Source organism: Rhodopirellula bahusiensis (genome assembly GCF_002727185.1).
GTDB lineage: Bacteria > Planctomycetota > Planctomycetia > Pirellulales > Pirellulaceae > Rhodopirellula > Rhodopirellula bahusiensis.
This window is the reverse complement of record NZ_NIZW01000034.1, coordinates 21,918-43,712: the sequence shown is the minus strand read 5'-3', so window position 1 is coordinate 43,712 and position 21,795 is coordinate 21,918. Positions and strand designations below refer to the sequence as shown.

The 21,795-nt window shown below is 56.5% G+C and carries 17 protein-coding genes; 11 read left to right on the top strand and 6 right to left on the bottom strand.

Annotated features, from left to right (window positions below; translation table 11 throughout):
- The first annotated feature begins 151 nt into the window (after positions 1-151).
- The 3 genes from CEE69_RS28280 (at position 152) to CEE69_RS28270 (ending at position 5,375) form a co-directional block, all read left to right on the top strand.
- Positions 152-847, top strand: a complete 696-nt coding sequence (locus CEE69_RS28280) for an RNA polymerase sigma factor (protein WP_099263891.1) — start codon at positions 152-154, stop codon at positions 845-847.
- A 313-nt stretch (positions 848-1,160) separates the two neighbouring features.
- Positions 1,161-2,366, top strand: coding sequence for a hypothetical protein (locus tag CEE69_RS28275; RefSeq protein ID WP_099263913.1), 1,206 nt, complete (start codon positions 1,161-1,163; stop codon positions 2,364-2,366).
- 150 nt (positions 2,367-2,516) lie between these two features.
- Positions 2,517-5,375, top strand: a complete 2,859-nt coding sequence (locus tag CEE69_RS28270) for a trypsin-like peptidase domain-containing protein (protein ID WP_099263890.1) — start codon at positions 2,517-2,519, stop codon at positions 5,373-5,375.
- Here the strand turns inward: CEE69_RS28270 and rsmA are convergent.
- Both rsmA and CEE69_RS28260 read right to left on the bottom strand, forming a co-directional pair.
- A complete protein-coding gene (gene rsmA, locus CEE69_RS28265; protein ID WP_099263889.1) occupies positions 5,366-6,346 on the bottom strand; it encodes a 16S rRNA (adenine(1518)-N(6)/adenine(1519)-N(6))-dimethyltransferase RsmA in 981 nt (326 codons plus the stop codon). The two genes, CEE69_RS28270 and rsmA, sit on opposite strands and share 10 nt — an antisense overlap.
- Entirely contained in the window at positions 6,343-7,017 is a 675-nt protein-coding gene (locus tag CEE69_RS28260) for a riboflavin synthase (protein ID WP_099263888.1), read from the bottom strand. The genes rsmA and CEE69_RS28260 overlap by 4 nt, the downstream gene beginning before the upstream one ends.
- A 205-nt stretch (positions 7,018-7,222) precedes the next feature.
- Between CEE69_RS28260 and eno the strand changes: the two genes are divergently transcribed.
- Positions 7,223-8,509 (top strand): phosphopyruvate hydratase, encoded by a 1,287-nt coding sequence (gene eno / locus CEE69_RS28250; RefSeq protein ID WP_099263887.1) that lies wholly within the window; start codon positions 7,223-7,225, stop codon positions 8,507-8,509.
- 240 nt (positions 8,510-8,749) lie between these two features.
- On the opposite strand, the gene CEE69_RS28245 is transcribed toward eno, so the two are convergent.
- Positions 8,750-9,016: a Trm112 family protein gene (locus CEE69_RS28245; protein WP_099263886.1), complete on the bottom strand. Its 267-nt coding sequence runs from the start codon at positions 9,014-9,016 to the stop codon at positions 8,750-8,752.
- A gap of 132 nt (positions 9,017-9,148) precedes the next feature.
- On the opposite strand from CEE69_RS28245, the gene CEE69_RS28240 reads away from it, so the two are divergent.
- A complete protein-coding gene (locus CEE69_RS28240) occupies positions 9,149-9,919 on the top strand; it encodes a hypothetical protein (protein ID WP_099263885.1) in 771 nt (256 codons plus the stop codon).
- A 28-nt stretch (positions 9,920-9,947) separates the two neighbouring features.
- Here the strand turns inward: CEE69_RS28240 and CEE69_RS28235 are convergent, their stop codons facing one another.
- Positions 9,948-10,535: a PEP-CTERM sorting domain-containing protein gene (locus CEE69_RS28235; RefSeq protein ID WP_099263884.1), complete on the bottom strand. Its 588-nt coding sequence runs from the start codon at positions 10,533-10,535 to the stop codon at positions 9,948-9,950.
- 900 nt (positions 10,536-11,435) lie between these two features.
- Between CEE69_RS28235 and CEE69_RS28225 the strand changes: the two genes are divergently transcribed.
- The 3 genes from CEE69_RS28225 (at position 11,436) to CEE69_RS28215 (ending at position 14,489) form a co-directional block, all read left to right on the top strand.
- Entirely contained in the window at positions 11,436-12,557 is a 1,122-nt protein-coding gene (locus tag CEE69_RS28225) for a sulfotransferase family protein (protein WP_099263882.1), read from the top strand.
- Positions 12,558-12,666: 109 nt separating this feature from the next.
- Positions 12,667-13,764, top strand: coding sequence for a glycosyltransferase (locus CEE69_RS28220; protein ID WP_233215733.1), 1,098 nt, complete (start codon positions 12,667-12,669; stop codon positions 13,762-13,764).
- Positions 13,761-14,489, top strand: coding sequence for a polysaccharide deacetylase family protein (locus CEE69_RS28215; RefSeq protein WP_099263880.1), 729 nt, complete (start codon positions 13,761-13,763; stop codon positions 14,487-14,489). The genes CEE69_RS28220 and CEE69_RS28215 overlap by 4 nt, the downstream gene beginning before the upstream one ends.
- Before the next feature lie 22 nt (positions 14,490-14,511).
- Here the strand turns inward: CEE69_RS28215 and CEE69_RS28210 are convergent, their stop codons facing one another.
- Complete coding sequence (locus CEE69_RS28210; protein WP_099263879.1) at positions 14,512-15,864, bottom strand: rhomboid family intramembrane serine protease; 1,353 nt, start codon at positions 15,862-15,864, stop codon at positions 14,512-14,514.
- A 438-nt stretch (positions 15,865-16,302) separates the two neighbouring features.
- Here CEE69_RS28210 and CEE69_RS28205 point away from each other — a divergent pair, with 438 nt between their 5' ends.
- The 3 genes from CEE69_RS28205 (at position 16,303) to CEE69_RS28195 (ending at position 21,347) form a co-directional block, all read left to right on the top strand.
- On the top strand, positions 16,303-17,841 hold the full coding sequence (locus CEE69_RS28205; RefSeq protein WP_099263878.1) for a nucleoside permease: 1,539 nt from the start codon (positions 16,303-16,305) through the stop codon (positions 17,839-17,841).
- 267 nt (positions 17,842-18,108) lie between these two features.
- Positions 18,109-21,153, top strand: a complete 3,045-nt coding sequence (locus CEE69_RS28200; RefSeq protein ID WP_099263877.1) for a VWA domain-containing protein — start codon at positions 18,109-18,111, stop codon at positions 21,151-21,153.
- A complete protein-coding gene (locus CEE69_RS28195; protein WP_099263876.1) occupies positions 21,150-21,347 on the top strand; it encodes a hypothetical protein in 198 nt (65 codons plus the stop codon). The genes CEE69_RS28200 and CEE69_RS28195 overlap by 4 nt, the downstream gene beginning before the upstream one ends.
- On the opposite strand, the gene CEE69_RS28190 is transcribed toward CEE69_RS28195, so the two are convergent.
- Positions 21,344-21,766, bottom strand: a complete 423-nt coding sequence (locus tag CEE69_RS28190) for a VanZ family protein (RefSeq protein WP_099263875.1) — start codon at positions 21,764-21,766, stop codon at positions 21,344-21,346. The two genes, CEE69_RS28195 and CEE69_RS28190, sit on opposite strands and share 4 nt — an antisense overlap.
- Between the last annotated feature and the right edge of the window lie 29 nt (positions 21,767-21,795).

Below are 21,795 nucleotides of genomic sequence, written 5' to 3'. Positions count from 1 at the left end.
GGCCTTTACGGGCGTCTGAAGGCACTTTGTGGGCTTGTCCTGTCAACGCTCGTCCCCGTGAATGTGAATTCGTTTTGGCGGTTATTCGCTTGGCGAAACGCATTTGTAAGTAGACTGAGTGCTACTCATACTCTTTTTTGATCGATCCTCCATGAACTTTTCAACTTCCGCAGCGGTCGCTGATTCGAAGGTGGATTCGGGAAACGTTTTCACCAGCGAACCCATCGCTGAACAAACCGACGAGCAGTTGGTCGCGAAATATCGCACCAGCGGCCGTCGCGATATTTATGAAACCCTGATGCGCCGCTATGAACGTGAGATTTACGCGTATCTGCGTCGCTACATCGGTAACGCCGAAATGGCTGAAGATGCCTTCCAAGGCACCTTTTTGCAGGTTCACTTGAAGTGCAACCAGTTTGATTTGACCCGCCGTTTTCGACCTTGGCTGTACGCCATCGCGACCAACCAAGCGATCGACGTTCAACGTCGTAACAAGCGTCACCGAATGGTCAGCTTGGATCGCCCCGCAAGCGGCCAAGAAGACGATCGTGGCGGCAGTTGGTCAGAAAAGCTGGAAGGAGCCATTACCGACCCATTGGCGGCGGCTTCGAAAGAAGAAAACGGTCGCTGGGTGCATCACGCCGTCGAATCACTCGGTGAACCGATGCAGCAGGTCGTGGAATTGGTTTACTACCAGGGCCTGAAATACCGTGAGGCAGCGGAAATCCTGGGAATTCCGGTCGGGACCGTCAAAAGCCGTTTGCACGCCGCAGTCAATCGTTTGAGCGGTTTGTGGGACGACAGCCACGACGGCGAGCGAGAGGTCGAAGAACAACCTGGCGTCTGATCTCTGGAAACCATTGTTCGCGGCTTTTCAGCCGTGATTTGAACGCAAGCGACACTTCGGTGTCGCTTTTTTTCTGCGCTGACCGCGGCGATCGGACGAACCACGCGAGCGATCCTTTCGTCTGATTGAGTGGGCCAGGCTTGGCTGCGAAACATCGGAATCTTCGTTCGCAGTACGACCGGAGGTTCGGTCCTCAACCGACCCGCTCGAACACTCATGCTGCCCGGGCCGTAATCTTTAGGGTCGGGCCCGAACTGCAGGGTTGGCCCTCCGTTTTTCGCGTTTCTTTTCCGCTTACGCAACGTCCTTTGTGATGCAAGAAGATCTTCTTGGATATCTGCTAGGCGCGCTCGAAGCGGACGAAATGCAGCGGGTGGAAAAGCTTTTGCGGGAAAGCCCTGAGGCCAGAGAAATGCTGGCCGATTTGGAACGCAAACTTGGGCCGCTTCACGACGATTGTGAGATCGTCGAACCGCCGCCCACTGACCTGGTTGCTCGAACGCTCGACGCTCTGCCGCCGCTTCCGCCGATGCCCGGCGCCGAACCCGATCAACCGACGACACCCGCCGAATCCAAAGTGTCCGCGCCGGTGACACCGAAATTGTCTCCGGTTATGGAAGGTTCTGATTCACTCGCGTGGACTTGGCGAGATTGGGTCGGCTCGTTCACAGCCGCCTGCATCATGCTGGCGATCGCACTGCCGTCGATGGTGGAAGGTCGCTTCATGGCTCGCAAGCAGGCTTGTCAGGATAACCTGAGACAACTTGGCATGGCGATGACTCAGTATGTCACTCGCAACGCCGAAGCGCGTCTGCCATCGGTCGAGTCCACCGGCTATCAAGCCTTCGCCGGCGTCTACGCGCCGCGTTTGCATGCGGCTGGTTTGATGACGAATTCACGTTCGACACTTTGCCCCTCGATTCGCTCGTCTGATTTTTTGAATGCGGGCGGTTTGCAAATGGTCGATGGCGATTTCGAACCTGAAGATGGGACGGAAGAAGTGCCCACCATGGTGACACTTCGGATGCTCGACGAGGCCGCTCGGGATCTGAATCATTTCGCGGTGGCAGGTGCGACAACGGCGGAAGAACAAGCGGCAGGGCAACGAGCGATTGCTCGGTTGCAATGGCTGCAACAAACCGCCGGTGGTCACTACGCTTACACGCTCGGTGTTCGTGATGGCGAAGAGTTTGCGTCCCCGCGGTTTCAAGGGCGTTCATCGTTTGCTGTGATGAGTGACGCTGCTGTGATGAAAGTCGTGGACCGTGTCGTCGACGAGGAAGGCTGGGCTCGTGCCGCTTCGCCGTCGCAGGATGGACTGATCAGTCACGGTGGCCGCGGCATCAATGTCCTCTACGAAGACGGCCGCGTTCGCTTCATCCCGGGAGAGTCCTTGAACCAATTGATGGACCATCCATTGGTCAATCATGACGGTCGCCCGGAAGCAGGCGTGAACATCGATGACGCGTCACTCGCACCCAGTTGGCAAGCACCGTTCGTCCACGCTCGCCAGCGCTGAAGCATCCGCTGAGTTGGCTTTTGTGGCTTGTCGATTTTGAATTGCCCCAAAATGCGACCTTCTGGCCCCTGAAGACTGGAACTCCAGGCAGAGGCACCGCATCCTAGAGAGTGGTTTCAAAATGTGCGGTTCGGCAGCGGCGAGGAGATTATGCAAGGCGGATGGAAATTTGGTTGGTGGGCCGTTCTGATCGGCTCGTGGCTCACTGGTGCCGTGTGCATCGCCGATGAGCCTCGTCTTTGGTCTGATCGCAGCGGCAAGTTCAGCACGCAGGCCGAGTTCATTCAATTGGAGAACGGCGTCGTCCGTTTGAGAAAAAATGACGGTTCCGTCATCGATGTGCCGCTGAGCAAACTCAGTCCCGCTGACCAAAGATTCGTCGCGAGGAGTCGCAATGCCTCCCGTTCACGCGGTGATTCTGGGACCGTTCGTTTCGGTGACAGGAACCAATCCAAGGCTTCGGTGCGTGATGGGAACGCGGCTGCTGGTGACTTGGACGCGATCGCGGATTCGGTCGTCATGATCTCGACGAACGACATCATGGGAGCTTCCGGTTTCGGCAGCGGTTTTGTGATCGGACCGAATTGGATTGCCACCAATCATCATGTGGTCGAACAGGCGATGCGAGCCGAAGTTCGCTTTCGTGACGGAACCACGACCCAGGTGCAGGGGTGTGTCGCGATTGATGAAGGACGCGATCTTGCGATTCTCAAAGTGGACTCCATTCCGGCGGGCATTCGACCTTTGCAAAGTCGTCGTGACGCGAGCCTCCCTTTGGGGATGTCGGTCGTTGCCATTGGGCACCCGCAAGGTTTCAGCCACACGATCAGTCGCGGGAATGTCAACGCGTTGCGCCGAACGGTGGAATTGCCGATGACGGTTCAGCAAGATCTGAAGGCGAATGCCAACACCAACTGGATCCAAACGGATGCTGTGATTTCCAACGGCAGCAGCGGTGGTCCCATCTTGGATTCGAATGGTGCTGTGATTGGTATCGCAACTTGGATCATTCCGGGGGAACAACTTGGTTTTGCCGTCCACGTTTCACACCTGGTGGAACTGATGGGACAAAGTCGTTCGGCTAAGAAGCTGATTCCCTTTCCACTTCACGCGCCAACCGATCATCCGATGGTGCCGCTGGAGGACGAGTTGGCAAAGATCATGAATCAAATCTCTCGCAGAATCGAAGAGGTGATGGTTCGCGATTTGGAGAGCGTTGATTTCGAAGACTTGCATCTGGCAAAGGAATTTGTTCCGCGGTTCAGAGAGTTGGCCGCCTCCCAACCGAAGACCCGAGTCGCGTTCCAGGCTCTCTTTGCGGCGTTGCAATTGGCGGCGACCGGGCCGGATTCGGTGCAACCTCAGACCGAGCCCATTATTCAGCAACTGCGACGAGATCACTTTCGAGAGGAGGGCATGAAGTATGTCGCCTTCAGCTTGGTGCCGGTCGATCACGATGCTGCCAGAGACTTCATGAAGGAATTGGTGCAGCGCGGTTCGCACGCGGATACCAAAGCTTGTTCAGCGTTGGCATTGGCGATCCATCTGAAGAACCACTCCACTGAACCGATGAAAGATGAGGACCGGGAGCTTGTGATGCGGTTGTTGAAGTATGTCGTCAACAGTGAAACGCAGGCGGAGCTAAAAGGCGAATCGATTCTTGAAATTGCTGAGTCCATTCACCATGCGGTCGAGCATTTGACGATTGGCGTGATGCCACCCGCGTTGGCTGCGAAAACGACGGATGGCCAATCCGTCTCGCTTGATGCGAAGCCAGGCGTGGCGAAACTGGTGGTGTTTTCCGCTTCGTGGTGTGGACCGAGCGAACGCTTGTACCCCCACCTCCGTTACTACCGCCATCTCTACAACGAGGACCAACTTCAGATCATTGGGGTTTACGGTGATGACAAGCAAACCGTCGAACAGCTTCAGCAAATCGGGAAGGTCAATTGGCCTTCCATCTCACAACCGGCCTCGGATGCCATCTTCGATTTGTGGCAAGTTCGTTCGTTGCCGACGGTGTACTTGTTGGATCAAGACGGCGTCATTCAGTTCATTTCGGTTGGCTATCCGGGAAGAAGGCTCGATCAAGAAGTTTCGAAGTTGCTCGCCCCGACCGGCAACGAGAAAGTTGCGGGAACGCAGGCCGTGCCTCCCGTGATAATTGTGACACCCGTGCCCCAGCGAGTTGAGCTCGCGCCCCGACCTGAATCGGCACCGACGGATGCTCCATCATCGGACGTCGCATCCACACCAACTGTCGCCCCCACACCGGAAACGGCCCCCGCACCCAAAGTCGCGGTCACACCCAAAACTCATCTGTCCGAGAAGTTGGATGCACCAGATCGGAATCCTTCACCAACTGCGTCGGCCAGCAGTTCGATGGGAAGTGCCGATCGGATTGCGAAAGCCTACGACAAGAGTTTGGTGCATGACTCAAGGCCGCTGGATCTGTCTGGCGTCGTCAATTGTGGATTGGACTCGGGCAACACCGGAATGCCGCTAGATCATCTTCGTGGAGTCCCAAAGGGCGATGTCACGATGGCCGGGATCCCGTTTCAAATCTTGGACGAGTTTGTCCAATTGAAGGGCCGGTATCGCCGCCAACAGTATCCCAAGTCTGTCAGTGTGCCCGTTGATCAAGCATTCGATTATTTATTCATGCTCAACGGGTGCAAACAATGGCAGATGGATGGGCAGTCGTTCGTCGCGACTGTGACGTTTGTCTACGACGATGGCACCAAGGCGCATCAGTTGTTGACATACGGTGAACACTTGAGTGATAACTGGGTTTTCGGCGAGCCGCAGGATTTACCGCATGCAGAGGTGGCTTGGACCGGAACCAACGAGGCGATCCAGAAGAAGCCAGGCTGGACTCTGACGCTGTACGCGATGCGTGTGAAGAACCCGCGTCCGGAACAGACGGTCAGGGAAGTGATTTACGAATCCAACCTAGCGGGCGCGATTGCTCCGTTTGCAGTCGCAATGACAGTTGCCAACTACGACTGACTCAGTTCGGCTTGCCGGAGAGCTTCTACCAAAGCTGAAATTTGTTCCAGGTTCAGCTCTTCGGCGCGAGCGGTCTCGCCGTGGCCCAGTCGCCCGAGGATCTCGTCGATCGTCGGTTTGTCCAAGCGACCTTTCATCGCGCTGATCACGACACTGCGCAGAAATTTGCGTCGATGGAAGAACAAGGCTCGAACGGTTTGGTGGAAGTACTTCAAGTCCGGAATCGCGTTGCGACGCTCGTGATCGACGTCGAGACGCACGATCGCCGAGTCGACTTTGGGACGCGGCCAAAACACCGTCGGTGGAAGGATGCGAACGATTTCGGCGCGGCAGGTAGCTTGAATCCAAATGCTCAGTGCGCCGTAGTCCTTCGAACCAGGGCCAGCGACCATGCGTTCGCCGAGTTCCTTTTGAATCGTGACCACGATGCGGTCTGGCGGCGGGTCTTGGTGCAGCAGGTTGCTGACGATTGGTGTCGCGACGTTGTAGGGCAAGTTCGCGACCAACATGAATTTGCTGTCGTCGGGCAAGCGTGACTTGGCATCGCGAATCGATTCCATGATGTCATCGCGAAACGTGCTTTTGTTCTTGAGCGCGTCGCCTTGAATCATCTTCACGTGTGGGAACGGAGCGAGTTCCTCGGACGCGAGCTGATAGAGATTCTGATCGATCTCAACGGTCAGGATCGCGCCGGCTTGAGCCGCCATGATCGAGGTCAGCGAGCCAACTCCGGTGCCGATTTCTAGAACGATGTCGCTTGGACCGATCTCGGCCGAGCGAGCAATCAGCTCGACCAAGTTCAAGTCGATCAAAAAGTTCTGACCGTACTTAGACACCGGGCGCAGTCCGGCGGCCGTCAAGCGTTTGGACAGGTACGTCGCAGTTTGCCGTGAGCCGCGAGAAGCGTTGTTCGAACGCGCTGGAGGTTGAGGCGGTGCGACGGGAGGAGTGGGATCGATTTCGTCACTCATGATTGCGGACTCCAAGGTGTGTTGGGGGATGAGGCGGCGGTGTCCGCGCTGGTTTGGTCGTTGGCGTTTCCGAATTGCAAAGTTCGTTGCACGTACTTGGCCAACAAGTCGGTTTCTAAATTGATGCGGTCTCCGACTTGGCGGCCTCCCAGTGTGGTGGCGTCCAACGTGTGTGGGATCAGTGCGACCGTGAAATAGTCTGCTCCGACATCGACGACCGTCAGGCTGATGCCGTCAACCGCGATGCTTCCCTTGGCAACGATCTGTTGTGCGAAGGGAGCGGGAACCGAGAATTTCAAATTCGCCCATGGTGGGTCGTCGACTCGTTCGATCAGTTGGCCGACGCAGTCGACGTGGCCGGTGACGTAGTGGCCACCCATGCGATCACCAACCGCCAGCGATCGTTCCAAGTTGACTGAGGAGCCTGTCTTGAGTTCGCCGAGATTGGTTCGGCTGAGGGTTTCTTCACCGGCCTCGAAGGCCAACTCGGCGCCGTCAATTTCGACAACGGTCAGGCAGCAACCGTTGATCGCGATGCTATCGCCCAGCTTCACGTCCCGAGTCGGATCGGCGTCCCGGAAGGAGGGGGCGGCGATCACCAGGCGTCTTCCGGGTGGTTGTTCGACCACAGCAGAAATTTGACCGACGGATTCGACGAGACCGGTGAACATGACGGCGAATTGAGAAGATGGAGGCAAGTGGCGGGAATCACGGCTGGAAACCTGGCAAAAACGCAGGGAATCGGTGCCGGGTGGTCAGTTTCCGGGGCATTGGACAGAATACCGCCCGATCGGACAACGTCCGCCTTTTCCAAATCAAATTTTGCGGCCTTCTTCTGGGCCGAATTCCGTTCCCTCGCAAATTCATAGTGAACCCATGACACTGATCGAATCGATTCACGCTCGGCAAATCTTGGACAGCCGCGGCAACCCAACCGTCGAGTGCGAAGTCACGTTGATGGACGGTGCCGCCGGTCGCGCCGCCGTGCCCAGCGGAGCCAGCACCGGGATGCACGAAGCCTGGGAATTGCGAGACGGCGACAAGTCCGTCTTCATGGGCAAAGGCGTCACGACCGCTGTCAAAAACGTCAACACGAAAATCGCCGATGCCCTGGAAGGCATGGACGCAACCGACCAAGCCGCGGTTGACCAAGCGATGATCGAATTGGACGGCACGCCCAACAAAAAAGAACTCGGTGCCAACGCGATCCTCGGCGTTTCGCTGGCCGTCGCTCACGCCGCGGCTGCTTCGACCAACCAGCCTTTGTTCCGCTACCTCGGTGGTGCTGGTGCTCGCATGTTGCCCGCTCCGATGATGAACATCATCAACGGTGGTGAACACGCCGACAACGGTGTCGACATCCAAGAGTTCATGGTCATGCCATTGGGCTTCGAACGCTTCAGCGATGCACTGCGTTGCGGAACCGAGATCTTCCACAACCTGAAAAAGGTTTTGTCGGAAAAGGGATACAGCACCGCGGTTGGCGACGAAGGCGGTTTCGCACCTGACTTGAAGAGCAACCAAGAAGCTCTCGACGTGATCATGACCGCGATCGACAAGGCGGGCTACAAAGCTGGCGAACAAGTCTGGATCGCTTTGGATGCAGCTTCGACCGAGTTCTACGACAAATCGTCGGCCAAGTACTCGTTGGACAACAACCAAATGTCGGGCGATGAAATGGTCGACTTCTTGGCCGGTTGGTGCGACAAGTACCCGATCTGCAGCATCGAAGACGGATGCGACGAAGACGATTGGGAAACTTGGAAGAAACTGACGACCAAGATCGGTGACAAGGTTCAGTTGGTCGGCGATGACTTGTTCGTCACCAACGTCGAGCGTCTGCAACGCGGTATCGACGAAGGGATCGCCAATAGCATCCTCATCAAGGTCAACCAAATCGGAACGATGACTGAAACCATCGACGCGATTCAGCTCGCTCATCGCAATGGCTACACCTCGGTCAGCAGCCACCGGAGTGGTGAAACAGAAGATTCGACCATCGCTGACTTGGCCGTTGCCATGTCGACCGGCCAAATCAAAACCGGATCAGCCAGCCGCAGCGACCGAATGGCCAAGTACAACCAATTGCTCCGCATCGAAGAACTGCTGGGCGACGCCGCTCAGTACGGCGGACCATTGTTCGCCAAGCGAATCACCGGCTGATCGCCGAATTCACGATGAAATGATTCAGCAAGCGGAGTCCCAGTGGCTCCGCTTTTTTATTGGATCGGTCACATACAGTTTTGACGCTCGATGACCGTACGATGGACTTCCAAGTCCGTCGATGCCCAGTCGGTATCCGTTCAGACCGGTTGCGTCGTGGAAACCAGTGCTAACGCACTGCGGCTAATGTTTGAGTGCCCTCGCATCGTTTGCTCTGGGCTCCAAACGCCGCTCAGTTCTTCATTCCCCTTCGCTGATTCCCGCCAATCCGATCGCTTCATCGACGATCAGTGTCGGGATTCCGCCACGGATCGGATACAGGCGATCGACCTGGGAATTGACCAATCCACCTTCGATTGGATCGATCACGCGTTCATCCAATTGATCACGCGCGGTGCCGTCTGTGATCGCTTTGTTGACCCTCTGGATGAGGGGATCGTCAGCCAAAGTGAGCTGACCACCGTCTGCTGGACAGCGCAAGATAGGCAAGATATCCGGGGTGATCATGGAGGGCTTCTTGGGGTTTCAAAAGTTTGACTTCAAACGCGGTGAGCGTCCCACCGAATCCTAATCTCGGCAAACTACTTTTCTTGGGGCGGCCTTGCCATGCCCGATCCCACCTGCAGACGAAGGATTGTCATGCGGAATTCCAATCGGACGAACAAGTTCACTGTTGGTTTCTTGGTCGCGGGGGCATCGTTGTCCTTGACCACTGCGGTTTCCGCTCAGGACGGCGGCGATTTGCACGCCGACCCAGCGACCGGGATCGTGTACCGGAAACAAATTCGCCAGGTCCAGCGCCCGGTCAGCGAAGTCCAGATGAAGACTCGCGAGCAAACCGTTTACACGCCCAAAGCGGTCACCGAAACCAAACCTGTCGCTCGCACATCTTACGTGCCCGTGACCACAATGATGCTGCGTCCGCATTTGGAAGGTCGTTGGAACCCGTTCCGCCAACCGACGGTGGCTTACCGGCACGTTCCAGAAACCCGCTGGGAAGCACGCTCGGAGGTCTACCACCAGACCGAAACTCGCGTGAAATGGGAACCCGAAACCAAGTTGGTGCAAGTTCCCGAGCGGACGTTGCGGATGCAGAACGATCAAGTCGTCCAGTACGAACCAGTCGGCCAATTGGCGACGCAAGCACAATCGCTGGCATCGACATCCAACATCCGCCCCGAAATCGCGTCACGCTTGCGTCCGATCGATTCCAACGCACCGATCCAGCCGATCACCACGGGAGCTGACCAAGTCGCCGCAGCATCACTGGCAACAAGAGAACGTCCACGTTCATCGCTGCAATCAGGAATGCGGGCCACCGAACTAGCCCCATCCAACCCAAGCATCTACGGCCCACCCACCACGGGAACCACCGTCGCAGGCCTGCCCGTCATCAGCGTCTGGCGGTGAGGCTGCACTGAAGCGACGCTGTTGACGTTTAGCGGTTGCTTCTGCGGCGTTGGAAGGCGACAGAGCCTGTTCCAAGCATCCCAAGAATGGCAAGGGTGCTTGGTTCGGGGACCGCCGTTACATTCAGCGTGGTGGTGCCGAACCTGGTTGCAGCAGAATCGTTCGTTGTCGAAATGAACGTTCCTTGTGCAAGGCCGGAAAAGTCTCCTGACAACGTCACGTTTCCGTTTACGGAGTACAGGTCGCCATCTTGGAATTCATTGGTGGCATCTGCCAACAAGATCAAGTCGTCGGAAGCTGCCTGCTCATCAAAGAAAATTTGTGAGTAGGATCTGGAAAATGTTGCCCCAGAACCCGGACGAAGTATCTCAATCACAATCGGGGTAGAGAAGTTCAGGGGGATATCAGAAACGACCAGCGAATCGAACACATCACCAAAATCGTCGAAGTCGATGTTGCCAGTTTGTCCGTCAGCGATCGTTCCAGATCCGGCAATGGAGAAGTTGGCCCCAGTGGAACTCGTGGCGATGTTAATAACTATCGCAGCTTCACATCGCTCCGCGACGGAAGCACTAAAGGCAACTACAAACGATAGTCCTAACAAGTAACTTTTCATCTCGATTTCAAATTCTTGAGTGTCAATAGCAGATGGTTGTTGATGACAGGCTATTCGGATTCTGATTGTTAAAAAGAATAGTTTTGTGTGATTGCATCATGATTAATCGAAACTTAATCAAGTCTAGGCTCTTCGATTCCCCCTGGTCTTGGGGGCGTAGGGGGTTGGTTTCCGTAGGGTTCCGGCTGCTCTACAAGCGGGGTGTCGCTGGTGCATTGGGCTCGGTAGTTGCGTGAGATGCGAGTAATTCTTCGCCGTGTCCAGTTGCTCGGAAATGCGAAAGTCGAGCTGCTCAGAAACAGCGGGATCTATGTTCGCTGTGACTACGATTTTCGGCGTGTGTCTGATTGATAGCGCGAGAGTAGAGCAGTTGTCTCCAACTGTTCCGTCGACACATGTGACGCAGCGTGGTCTCGTGATTTATTCGTGCTTGGCGAACAACGCAGGACGTCAGCCAAACGGTAACGCACTGCTTCGAGAAAGAATGCAGCACACGTTGCGGCTGCTATTGAAGACGCGGAGGTTGTGTCGTTAGTGCTTTTTTTAGGGTGCCAGCCAACTTCCGAATTCTCTACTCACAATCGCGGTTGAGTGAGCTCATCAGAGTAGAGTCGTTGTCCTCAACGGTTCCGCCGCCTCCTTCACCGCCGCGAAAGCCGATCATTCACTCGTGTCTCCCGATCGGTACTCGCCGTTGGCCGCTTCAGTTCCCGGCGGTGCCAATCGATGCATTCCACATTCATCGCCACTTTATTCGCGACCCATGTTGGAAAGGTAAAGACCTGATGAATTGAAGGTGGTCGCACTCGATCGAACTTGGCATCGAGTTCAACGCGTGGCAAGCTTGCTTGCAGTTGGTCTCGAATCAATGCAACCTCGCTTCGATGTTGGTACCGCGATATGTCGCGTCTCAGGAAAGCGATCGCAACTTTCCTACTTGCCACGATTTGCATCCCTGTCTTCCTGATTCATCGCATTGCTTTGCGGTTGGATGACTGGCTGTATCCCTCTTTGCGTGACGTGATCGTCCGCAAACCCTTGTTCATTCTTGGCTTGCCACGAAGCGGAACAACATTGCTGCATCGGTTGATTGCCACCGACCGCCAGCTGTTCACCACCATGCCGCTTTGGGAATTGTTGTTGGCACCCGCGGTCTGCGAGAAAAGTTTGTTGCGGCAAATGCGATCCATCGACCGACGACTGGGAAGCCCGCTGTGGCGGATCTATCTGACTGTCGAACATCGGCTGGTCGGGGCGTTTCAAAACGTCCATTCGACAACCCTGCACTCACCCGAAGAAGACTACCTGGCATTGCTTCCCTTTGGCGGTTGTTTCATCGATGTGATTCGGTCGCCGATGAGCGAACGTGTTTGGAATCTCGCTTACTTCTGCGAACAGCTGGATCGTTCCCGCCAAGCGAAGCTGATGTCGACGTACAAGCGGATCTTGCAACGTCATCTCTACTTCCGAGGGCAACATCAACACCTGTTGGCCAAGAATCCGAGTCTGACGTCTTGGTTGCCGGCACTGGTCGACGAATTTCCGGACGCGTGCGTGATTGGACTCCGCCGCGATCCGGCGCAGTCCGTTCCGTCTCAGCTAAGTTCCCTTCGCGACGGAATGCGGTGGTTCGGGAACGACGTTGCTGACCCTGCCATCGTGGATCGCTTCGTTCATCTGTTGGCTTCTTACTGGCAGATGATGGATCGGGCAAAAGCGGTGCAGCCTCCCGAGCGTTTTCGTCTGATTGAGTACCAGCAACTGATTGGCGACAGTCACGCATTGATAAGCCAGACGATGGACCAGTTTGGTTATTGCCTCTCGGAAGAAGGCGTCTCCGAACTGCAAAAGCATTGTTCGGCTCAGCGACTGTATCGAAGTTCGCATCAATACAACCTGGAAGAGTTTGGGCTTGATCGGCACCAGCTCGATCTCGCCTTTCATCTGGATCGCGAGGCTACCGAACTTGACGCACCGAAGGCGTGGTCACGTGGCCTCACAGCAACTCACTGTTCGCAATGAAATTGGATGTGACGCAATGAAACTCAAAGATTCACACTCAATGCTCGTTAATGCAGTTTCGCCGCCAACGACTCCAATCGCCAGGGATCAACCGTTGCGGATCGTGATTGTGTCCGATGCTGTCGCAGGTCGAAATGGTTTGGGCACGTACTATTTGGATTTGATCGAACACCTGAGGGACCGGGTGGGACACATCAGCTTGATCGGTCCTACATCGGATCGACATTCAGAGCTAGAAGGGATGTCTTTGCCAATGCCGGGCGACAAGACACAAAGGATGGTTTGTCCTCGCGTCGCGGCGTTGAATCGAATGCTGGACGAACGGAATCCGAATTTGGTGATCATCCCCACCATCGGAGCATTTTCGTACTTCGGTTTGCGATACGCCAGTTCCCGACAGATTCCGATGGTGATCGCTCATCACACGAATTTTGATCAGTTGCTTTCGCTTTACTGGCCCGGTTTGGTGGCAAAGCCTCTTGGCTGGATGCTTCGTCAGCTCAACGAATGGTTGATCGGTCAAGCGTCGATGGTTGCATCATTGAATACGGAGGCATACGAAGACGCGGTTGCGCTTGGTGCCCAGCAGGCTCGGATCATGGGGACGCCCATTGCAACCAGTTTTCTGCGAGTCCCACCGGCACCACGCAACGATTCGATTCGACGAGTGATCTTTGTCGGTCGGTTGGCAGCGGAAAAAGGTGTGGAAGAGGTACTCGACTCTGCCAAAAAATATCCGCAGATTGAGTTTGCCATCGCTGGCGATGGGCCCGGTCGCGAGGTCGTGGAAGCGGCCGCCTCGACGCTTCGCAACGTTCGCTACTTGGGTTGGCTGAGTCGCGATCGCGTGCGTGAGGAACTGGATCGTAGCGAGGTGCTGATGTTGCCTTCTGCGATTGAAACCTTTGGAACGGTGGCACTGGAAGCACTCGCACGGGAACGATACGTGTTGTTGCGGAGCGAGTGTGGCATCGCAAAGTGGCCATCACTCGCTTCGGGGCTCTTCTACATCGACGAAGAGGATTCGGTGGCCGATTCGCTCGGCAAGTTGCTGGCAAAACCGGTGGAAGCGAGGGATCAGATCGCTCGACGGAGCTGGGACGCAGTGCATGACTTCAATCAGCACACAATTCGAGTTTGGCTGGAATTCTTGGCTGAAGCGGTTGATCGACATGACGCACCGGGGCTGGAACGCCAGGCTGCATGATTGCCCTTCGAGAGAGTCAGCGAGCCTTGTTCTCCATCCATGATGTGATGCCGGGCACGATGGATGACGTGGGAGAACTGCTCGGTCTGTGTCGCGGGCATGGTGTGGACAAGGTGACGCTCTTGGTGGTGCCGGGGTGCAAATGGCAATCGGCTGACCTGCGGCAACTGCTGACTTGGCAGGCGATGGGATGCGAGTTGGCTGGTCATGGATGGGGGCATCGCTGCCAATCGATTCGCGGTTTGAAACATCGTCTCCACAGCTTCCTGCTTTCGCGTGACGTTGCCGAGCATCTGAGCTTGGACGAACGCGGCATCGTCAGATTGATGAGCGATTGTGCTCAGTGGTTTAGCTGCAATGGATTGGGATGTCCTGAGCTGTACGTTCCTCCAGCCTGGGCGTTTGGCCGTGTTCGCCATGCGATGTTGACCGAGCTTCCCTTTTCCATGATCGAAACTCTAAGCGGCGTCCGGTCCATCAGGCAGTCGCGTCAACAGCTTCTACCGCTGCTAGGGTTTGAAGCCGATACTTGGGCACGAGAATCGGCTCTTCGGTCGTTCAATTCGCTCAACCGAAAGGCAGCGAATCTTTCGAAGAAACCAGTTCGAGTTGCGATCCATCCACAAGATCATCGATTGCGATTGTCGCAGCAACTAAATGAAACGCTTGGTCATCCCTGGAAGCCCGTCAGCTATCGTCAGATGATGGTGGATGGCACCAATTAGCATCCAATTAGCATCTTTGGCGTTAGCTGTTCGAAGCGGCTCCGCACATCGCGAGCAGCTGGTCGCGCCGCGCGAGGGTCTTTTGTTGTGCTTCGGTAGGCTTCTTCTCGTCGACCTGGATTTGCTTCAGCGACGCAGTCGCGAGGTCGGATCGGCGCATGACTTTCAATTGAATTTGCGCCAGTCGCAGACGTGCGTCGTTCGATAACGCAGAGTCTCGATCTGCAATGATTTGTAGTGGGCCTGTTGCGGGGACAAATTGTTTGGCCGCGGCGTAGAGTTTGGCGAGATCAAACAACGTCTTGTCGGATAGGCCTCTCGCGATTGAGAGCTGATCCAGACGAGCAAAGTGCGAGTTCGCAACGCTCAAGCTGCCGCTCGCGATGGCTTGTCGAAGCAGCATCGACAGACGATTGAATTCGGGGTGCGATTGCGACGCGGTCATGGCGGCTTGAGCCGCTGCCGCGGCGTCGTTGGGGCCACGTTTCTTTTTGCCGAGGAATCCGCGTTTGGTTTTCGATTGCTTGGTGGAGGCGGCTTGGCGTTGCGCGAAGGTGGATGTCGAATCGACTTGGGAGTGCTTGTTTGCCAGGGCCGCGGCAACCGGATCGTAGGCGATGGCCGCTTCACGCTGGATCGCTTCGCGGCGTGATGGTGGGCAAAGCCATTCGTATTCCTGTAACCACTCATTGCGGGAGATCACGTCCCAGTTCTCGCAGTCCACCCGGCCGGTGTGGAGCATCCAAAGACCAATCGGAGCGCCGACGAATGCGCCGAGCATGTGCAGCAATCCGGATGAGACCGAGAACCCCGCAAAGAACATTTCGACGACTTGAAGGAACAAGAAGAGCATGGCGAGCGTGACAACCTTCAGTTCAAACGCGAACGCTCGGATGAGTAAGAACAAGCCAAAGATCAAGACACACTCGACGTCGTTCTCCGGTGCCCAGATCAACGCGATCATCATCAGTCCGAACACGGCGGATGAAGCACCCAGCGAAAGGCCTTCGCCGACGATGACCAGCATCATCAGTTGTTCGACGATGCACTCACCAACAGCGATGCCCATGTAAATCGCGAGGAATTTCCAGGCTCCCACCTTGCCCTCAACAATCAGTCCGAATGCCCACAGGAAGAACATGTTGCCCATCAGGTGAAACGGGCCAGCGTGCAGGAAAGCACTGGTCACCCACTGGATCGGGTTGATCGTTTCGTAGGACAGAGCGAAACGTTCCATCGTTTCGAGTTCGATGTTGCCGGTCACCAGTCCCCAGACGCAAACGGCGAACGCGAGCACATTGGCGACGATCAAGCTGACCGTTGCAATCGGCCAGTGATAAATGGGCGCGTCGGTTGAGATGGGGACGAACAGCAAAACGCGCTTCCTTTGGCTGTGGGATGCAAGGCAGTGGGGCCGGAAAAAAGAGGCAATTGCGATCGTAGTCTAACGCGACCGGCATAGGTGGTGGCAGGAAACCACCTGATGTTGGGCGTGCGCTGTTTGTTCCTCGAACTTGGGCCGTCGGAAATTTTGTTCACATGTCTCCGAGCAACTTAGGTACGCATGCTCGCCGCTATCTCGGGCTGCGATTGAATTCGTCCACCGCTAAAAACTTCGCGTGTGGACACGATTGGATCGAAGCTCGATGCCGATTGGCAAACTGTTGCAGAGGCAAGCCACGGCAGCTTCAAATTGACTTAAGATGGGCCGATCCACGGTTGTCTCTTTGCGAATTCCCCGCTTCCAAGGTGCCTTCCGCAGCGCATTTGCCCTCCTTGAAACCTCCCGCCTCGTTTTCCAGTGCCGACTCACATGCAAGACGCAGATACCAATTCCAAGTCCGGTTCCGGTTGGATCGTACAATCGTTGTCGTTGATGATGTTCCTCCAATTCTTTGCGTGGGGAGCTTGGTTCGCGAGTCTTTCCGCCGCGATGGATTCGAATTTATTGGGGGCGTTCATCGGCGGTGCGTATGAGGCTGCACCAATTGCCGCGATCTTTGCCCCGTTGTTCTTGGGGTTGGTCGCCGACCGTTTCTTCGCCAGTGAACGTGTGATGGGGACGCTGATGGTGGTTGGCGGCGTCATCATGCTTTTGATTCCTGGGATCGCAGAGAACGCATCGACGTTCGCGAATGAAACGGCGGATGCGATGCGTGCCGCGGGAACCTACGACGCGGAAGCGTTCAGCGCGTCCCAAGCGGAAGACAACACGGCTGGCAAAACGTTGGTGTGGATGATCTTGGCGTACTTGCTGTGCTACATGCCGACGCTCGGCTTGGGGAACACGATCGCATTCTCGAACATCCCCAGTCAAAATGATTTTCCAAAGATCCGTGTTTGGGGAACGATTGGCTGGATCGTCGCCGGTTTGACCGTCGGAATCTTGGGCTGGTCGTCGTCCTACAACATCTTTTGGTTGGGAGCGTTCAGCTCGCTGGCTCTTGGACTGCTGTGTTTCTTTTTGCCGCACACTCCGCCGCCGCTCAAGGGCAAACCGATGGACATGCGATCGCTGTTCATGGTCGACGCGTTCACGCTTCTCAAAGATTGGAACTTCTTGATCTTCGCGATTTGCTCGACGTTGATTTGCATTCCGTTGGCTTACTACTACGGCATGACCGCGACGTACTTGAGTCAAACCGGATTCGCGGAACCCGCGGCGACAATGACGATCGGGCAGATGTCCGAGATCATTTTCATGTTGTTGATCCCGTTCTTCTTCCGCCGTCTGGGCGTGAAGGTCATGATCCTGGTCGGGATGGCATGTTGGGTGTTGCGTTACGCTCTGTTCGCGTACGGAGCACCGGATCAAGTCACGTGGATGTTGCTCGCCGCGGTCGCTCTGCATGGCATTTGCTATGACTTCTTCTTCGTGACCGGGTTCATGTACACCGACCAGAAAGCACCGCTCGGCATTCGCGGGCAAGCTCAGGGTTTGTTGGTGTTCTTGACCCAAGGTGTCGGCATGTTCTTCGGATATCGAATCATGGCGGGAGGCAGCCTGTTTGGAGTCATTCCGCTTGACTTGACGTTTGGCAACTACGGACAGCAGGTGACCTCATCGCCGACCTACGTGGAAGCGTTGGCGGACGCTCGTGGTGAATCCGCGTCGCTGTCGTTCCTCGAATCATTCACACAAATGTTTTCGCGAGCGTTGCCCGAGGGACTCGACGCCGGAATTTTGGCGGAAACCATGGGGCAATGGAAAGATTTCTGGATGTCTCCCGCCATCATGGCCGCGATCATCTTTGTGATCTTTGCTGTGACGTTCTGGGACCGGACCGAAACAGAACCAGAAGCGGCCGAAGTATCCGCTGCGGAACCGGTGCCGTCTGATCCTGCTGTTTGAGCGACTGGCAGATAAACGCCAAAACCGCAATGTCAGCCGCCGTGCGTTAGCACCGGTTCTTGCAAGGCAGCTGGGCCCAACGGCTATCGGCAAACTGGTGCGATTTGAGAAAGTGATTTGCCCTGACCGCGGGACCCCGCGGTTGGATCCTGCGTTATGATGGAGCGATGAATCTGCGACCAGCCAATCGGTTGTGCCGCAACATCGCGTCGGTAGACGATCGCTTGGTCGGCCACGCGGAACCATTCGGCCACACAGGGCTCTGTCGTGACATTTCCTTTTCGCCTCGGTTTTGAATCGCCCGACTACCTTTGGTGGTTGGTGGCGTTGCCGTTGCTGTGGTGGCTGGGATGGTCACATCTGCGAGTCCTCGGGGCATGGCGACGCGTCTTTGCATTGATCGTCCGGACCGTTGTTTGGGCCGCGATTGTTGCGGCGCTTGCCGGTGTGCAATTGGTTTGGACCAGCGACCGGATCACGGTCATGTACGTGCTGGACCAAAGCGAAAGCATTCCGTCGGCGAAACGCACGGCGATGCTGGATTACGTGATCGAATCGGTTCGTCGGCACCGAAATGCGACACGCGGCGACCGGGCTGGGATCATCGTGTTCGGTCGCGATGCGATGATCGAGATCCCACCGTACGACGACAACGTGCCGCCGATCCGTCGCTTGGAAAGTTTGCTGGAGCGGACCGACGCGACCAATCTGGAAACGGCACTGAATCTCGCTCAGGCTTCCATGCCCGAGGACACGTCACGCCGGATCGTGATTGTGACCGATGGCAATGAGAACATGGGCGAAGCCCGCCGGATTGGCAGCCGGATCGTCGACGCGGGAATCGGGATCGATGTGGTCCCCGTGTTGAAAGAAGCCGGCGGAGAGGTCCTGGTCGAGAAGATCGACCTGCCCTCGAACATTCGAAAGGGCCAACCGTTTGAGGCTCGCATCGTGGTGGACCGCCAAGGTGCGAAGCCAACCGATTCCGATGAGCCAGTGTCGGGGCGATTGCGTGTCAAGCAAAAGGTCGCGGGCGAGGAAGCGTTGTTGTTGGAGCAGACCGTTGAGCTGCAACCGGGAAAGAATGTGTTCCCGTTGCAGCACAAGATCGATCAACCGGCGGCCTACACCTACGAAGCCGAATTCATCGCGGATGAGGACGAAGACGATTCACTGAAGCAGAACAACAGTGCGACGGGCTACACCTACGTTCGCGGCAAGGGCCGCGTGCTTCTGATTCATGGGCCGGAAGACATTGGCGATTTCGAATTGCTGATCGCAACGCTGCGAGATTCCAACATCGAAGTGACGCCGATGCCAACGACGCAGCTCTTTGGATCGCTGGCGGAGCTGCAGCCCTATGACGCGGTGATTTTGGCCGGCGTGGCGCGGGTGTCGGGCGACACGACGCAAACGATCACTTCGTTCAGCGACGACCAAATCGAAATGCTGGTTCGCAACACGCAGCAGCTCGGGGCTGGGTTGCTGATGATCGGCGGTCCGGATTCTTTGGGAGCCGGTGGGTGGACGGGGACGGAGCTTGAAAAAGCGATGCCCGTTGACTTCCAAATCAAGAATACCAAGGTGCAAGGCGTCGGTGCTCTGGCTTTGATCATGCACGCCAGCGAAATGGCGCAGGGCAACTACTGGCAAAAACAGATCTCCATTGCCGCGATCGAACAACTCGGCAGTGCCGATCAGGCCGGCGTGGTGCACTGGACCATAAACGGCGACAAGTGGTTGTGGGGCGGATCCAAAGGCATGTTGGAAGTCGGTCCCAACCGCCGTGCGATGCTTGCCGCGGTTGGGCGGATGACGCCCGGTGACATGCCCGAATTCGACCCAGCGATGCGGATGGCGGTGGCGGGATTGGTTCGATCCGACGCATCAGTCAAGCACCTGATCATCATCAGCGATGGCGACCCAGGAGCACCGACCAACAGTGTCATCAAGGCATTCCAAGACAACAGCATCACGATCAGCACGGTCGCGGTGGAATCGCACGGGTTGTCCGACAGCAGGCGATTGCAGGACATCGCGCGTGCCACGGGCGGCAAGTACTACGCCGTCAAATCCGGGCGTGCATTGCCCGGTATTTTTCAACGCGAAGCACGCCGGGTGACTCGGCCGTTGATCTATGAGCCACCGGGCGGCGTCACGCCTCAGATCATTTACCCGCACCCGATCGTCGATGGCGTGGACTCACTTCCACCCATCACCGGCTTTGTCATGACCCAGGTCAAAGACAGCCCGCTGGTGCAGGTCGTCGCTCAATCACCGAAACCCAGTACACCCGAAAACGCGACGGTCTTGGCGACGTGGACGTATGGTCTCGGGCGTTCCGCTGTTCTGACGACCGACGCGGGGGCACGGTGGACCAACGCTTGGACGGGGTGGCCCGGGTACGAAAAATTGCATTCGCAATTGGTGCGTTGGTTGATGCGACCCACCGGCGACACCGGGCAATTCTCTCTGGCAACTCAGGTGCGAGATGACATGGTCGATGTGATTGTGACCGCGCTGGGCGAAGACGATTCGTTCCTGAACTTCCTGGAAGTCGGTGGCTCCGTGTTGGATCCCGAGCTTCAGCCACTGATGCTGGAAATGGAGCAAACCGCGCCGGGACGCTACGAGGGATCCTTCCCGATCGATCGAGCGGGAACGTACTTCGTCAACGTGATTCCTGGTGATGGGAACGCTCCGCTGTCCGCGGGAGTGACGGTGCCCTACAGCGAAGAGTTCCGGTACCGCGAAACGAACGAAACTTTGATCGCACAGCTGGCATCGATGACACCCGATGGCGGCGAGGCTGGGTTGGTTACCGAACCGTTGGAAGCGACCTTGGACGACGCTCTGCTTTCACGAGACACGTTCCGTGGTGGCTTGCCGTTGGCTCGTCGCATCCGTGATGCGTGGCCTTGGTTCGTGTTGGCCGCGTGCGTGTTGTTCTTCACCGATGTGTTGGTGCGCCGCGTTGCGATCCGATTCGGTTTTTTGAAAACTTGGTGGAATCGGATGGTGGGAGAAGCTCAACCAGAGGCAACGACGGTCGCGAGATTGGATCAACTGCGTCAAACCAAAGAAGACGTCAACAAGCAACGACGCCCGAGTCCGCGGTTCGAACCAGAATCGATCGACATTGGTGGCTCGAAGGAGTCTGGTGTCGACGGACTGGATTCGCCGCTGGGTCGACCCGGTGACTCGCAGGACGCGTCGCGAGGTTCATCGTCCACAAGCGACCAAGATGAGTCTTCGGCGACGAGCTACACCGAGCGATTGCTCGAAGCGAAACGACGGGCGAAGAAGAAATGATGATGCTGGTCTTCGCCGCTTTTGCGGTGCTGCTGATAGGGCTGGAGCTGTTCACCGGCTGCGCGATGCTCGGATGGGCAGCGGACAAGATGGTCGTCGAACGCGAAAAATCGCCTGGCCCCTATTGGTTCGCAATCACACTGCACTCGATTGTGGGCATCGGATTTCCGATCCTGTTCGCGATCTACGGCTAAGTTGCCGATGTTGAGTGAACGGTGCCCGAGCGTTCGTGACGGCCGAGCCATGCCCAGCGGACGGTGGCGTACAGAATCACTGCCGTCAGTGTGCCAGCGGCATCAGCCAGGAAATCCATCACATCAGAATGCCGGCCTCGTACAAACGATTGCGTCAGTTCATCGACGCAGGCGTAGACCAGGCACATGGCCACGATGATTGGGAATCGACGCCACACTCGGGGCGAAGTCGTGCAGTAGCAGAGCAGCGTTGCCAAACCAAAGAATGCCGTGAAGTGCATGACCTTGTCGTTCACCGCAGGAAGCGTCTTTGGAATTTTTGGCAGGTGCGTGCCAACAAAAATCGCGATCCAGTAGGCAGCCAACGCGATCACAGCCAGTCGAAAGCCGAGCAGTCGAAGTTTGGTGACCGGTTGCATCAGGCGTGCTCTCGCGAGGACAATGGGCG

Excerpts from the sequence above, each read along its gene's own strand:
- CEE69_RS28240 (WP_099263885.1), top strand. The coding sequence starts at position 9,149 with ATGCGGAATTCCAATCGGACGAACAAGTTCACTGTTGGTTTCTTGGTC.
- CEE69_RS28245 (WP_099263886.1), bottom strand. The coding sequence starts at position 9,016 with ATGATCACCCCGGATATCTTGCCTATCTTGCGCTGTCCAGCAGACGGT.
- CEE69_RS28215 (WP_099263880.1), top strand. The coding sequence starts at position 13,761 with ATGATTGCCCTTCGAGAGAGTCAGCGAGCCTTGTTCTCCATCCATGAT.
- CEE69_RS28205 (WP_099263878.1), top strand. The coding sequence starts at position 16,303 with ATGCAAGACGCAGATACCAATTCCAAGTCCGGTTCCGGTTGGATCGTA.
- CEE69_RS28195 (WP_099263876.1), top strand. The coding sequence starts at position 21,150 with ATGATGATGCTGGTCTTCGCCGCTTTTGCGGTGCTGCTGATAGGGCTG.
- CEE69_RS28225 (WP_099263882.1), top strand. The coding sequence starts at position 11,436 with ATGTCGCGTCTCAGGAAAGCGATCGCAACTTTCCTACTTGCCACGATT.
- CEE69_RS28280 (WP_099263891.1), top strand. The coding sequence starts at position 152 with ATGAACTTTTCAACTTCCGCAGCGGTCGCTGATTCGAAGGTGGATTCG.
- CEE69_RS28275 (WP_099263913.1), top strand. The coding sequence starts at position 1,161 with ATGCAAGAAGATCTTCTTGGATATCTGCTAGGCGCGCTCGAAGCGGAC.
- CEE69_RS28235 (WP_099263884.1), bottom strand. The coding sequence starts at position 10,535 with ATGAAAAGTTACTTGTTAGGACTATCGTTTGTAGTTGCCTTTAGTGCT.
- CEE69_RS28270 (WP_099263890.1), top strand. The coding sequence starts at position 2,517 with ATGCAAGGCGGATGGAAATTTGGTTGGTGGGCCGTTCTGATCGGCTCG.
- CEE69_RS28260 (WP_099263888.1), bottom strand. The coding sequence starts at position 7,017 with ATGTTCACCGGTCTCGTCGAATCCGTCGGTCAAATTTCTGCTGTGGTC.
- eno (WP_099263887.1), top strand. The coding sequence starts at position 7,223 with ATGACACTGATCGAATCGATTCACGCTCGGCAAATCTTGGACAGCCGC.
- CEE69_RS28190 (WP_099263875.1), bottom strand. The coding sequence starts at position 21,766 with ATGCAACCGGTCACCAAACTTCGACTGCTCGGCTTTCGACTGGCTGTG.
- rsmA (WP_099263889.1), bottom strand. The coding sequence starts at position 6,346 with ATGAGTGACGAAATCGATCCCACTCCTCCCGTCGCACCGCCTCAACCT.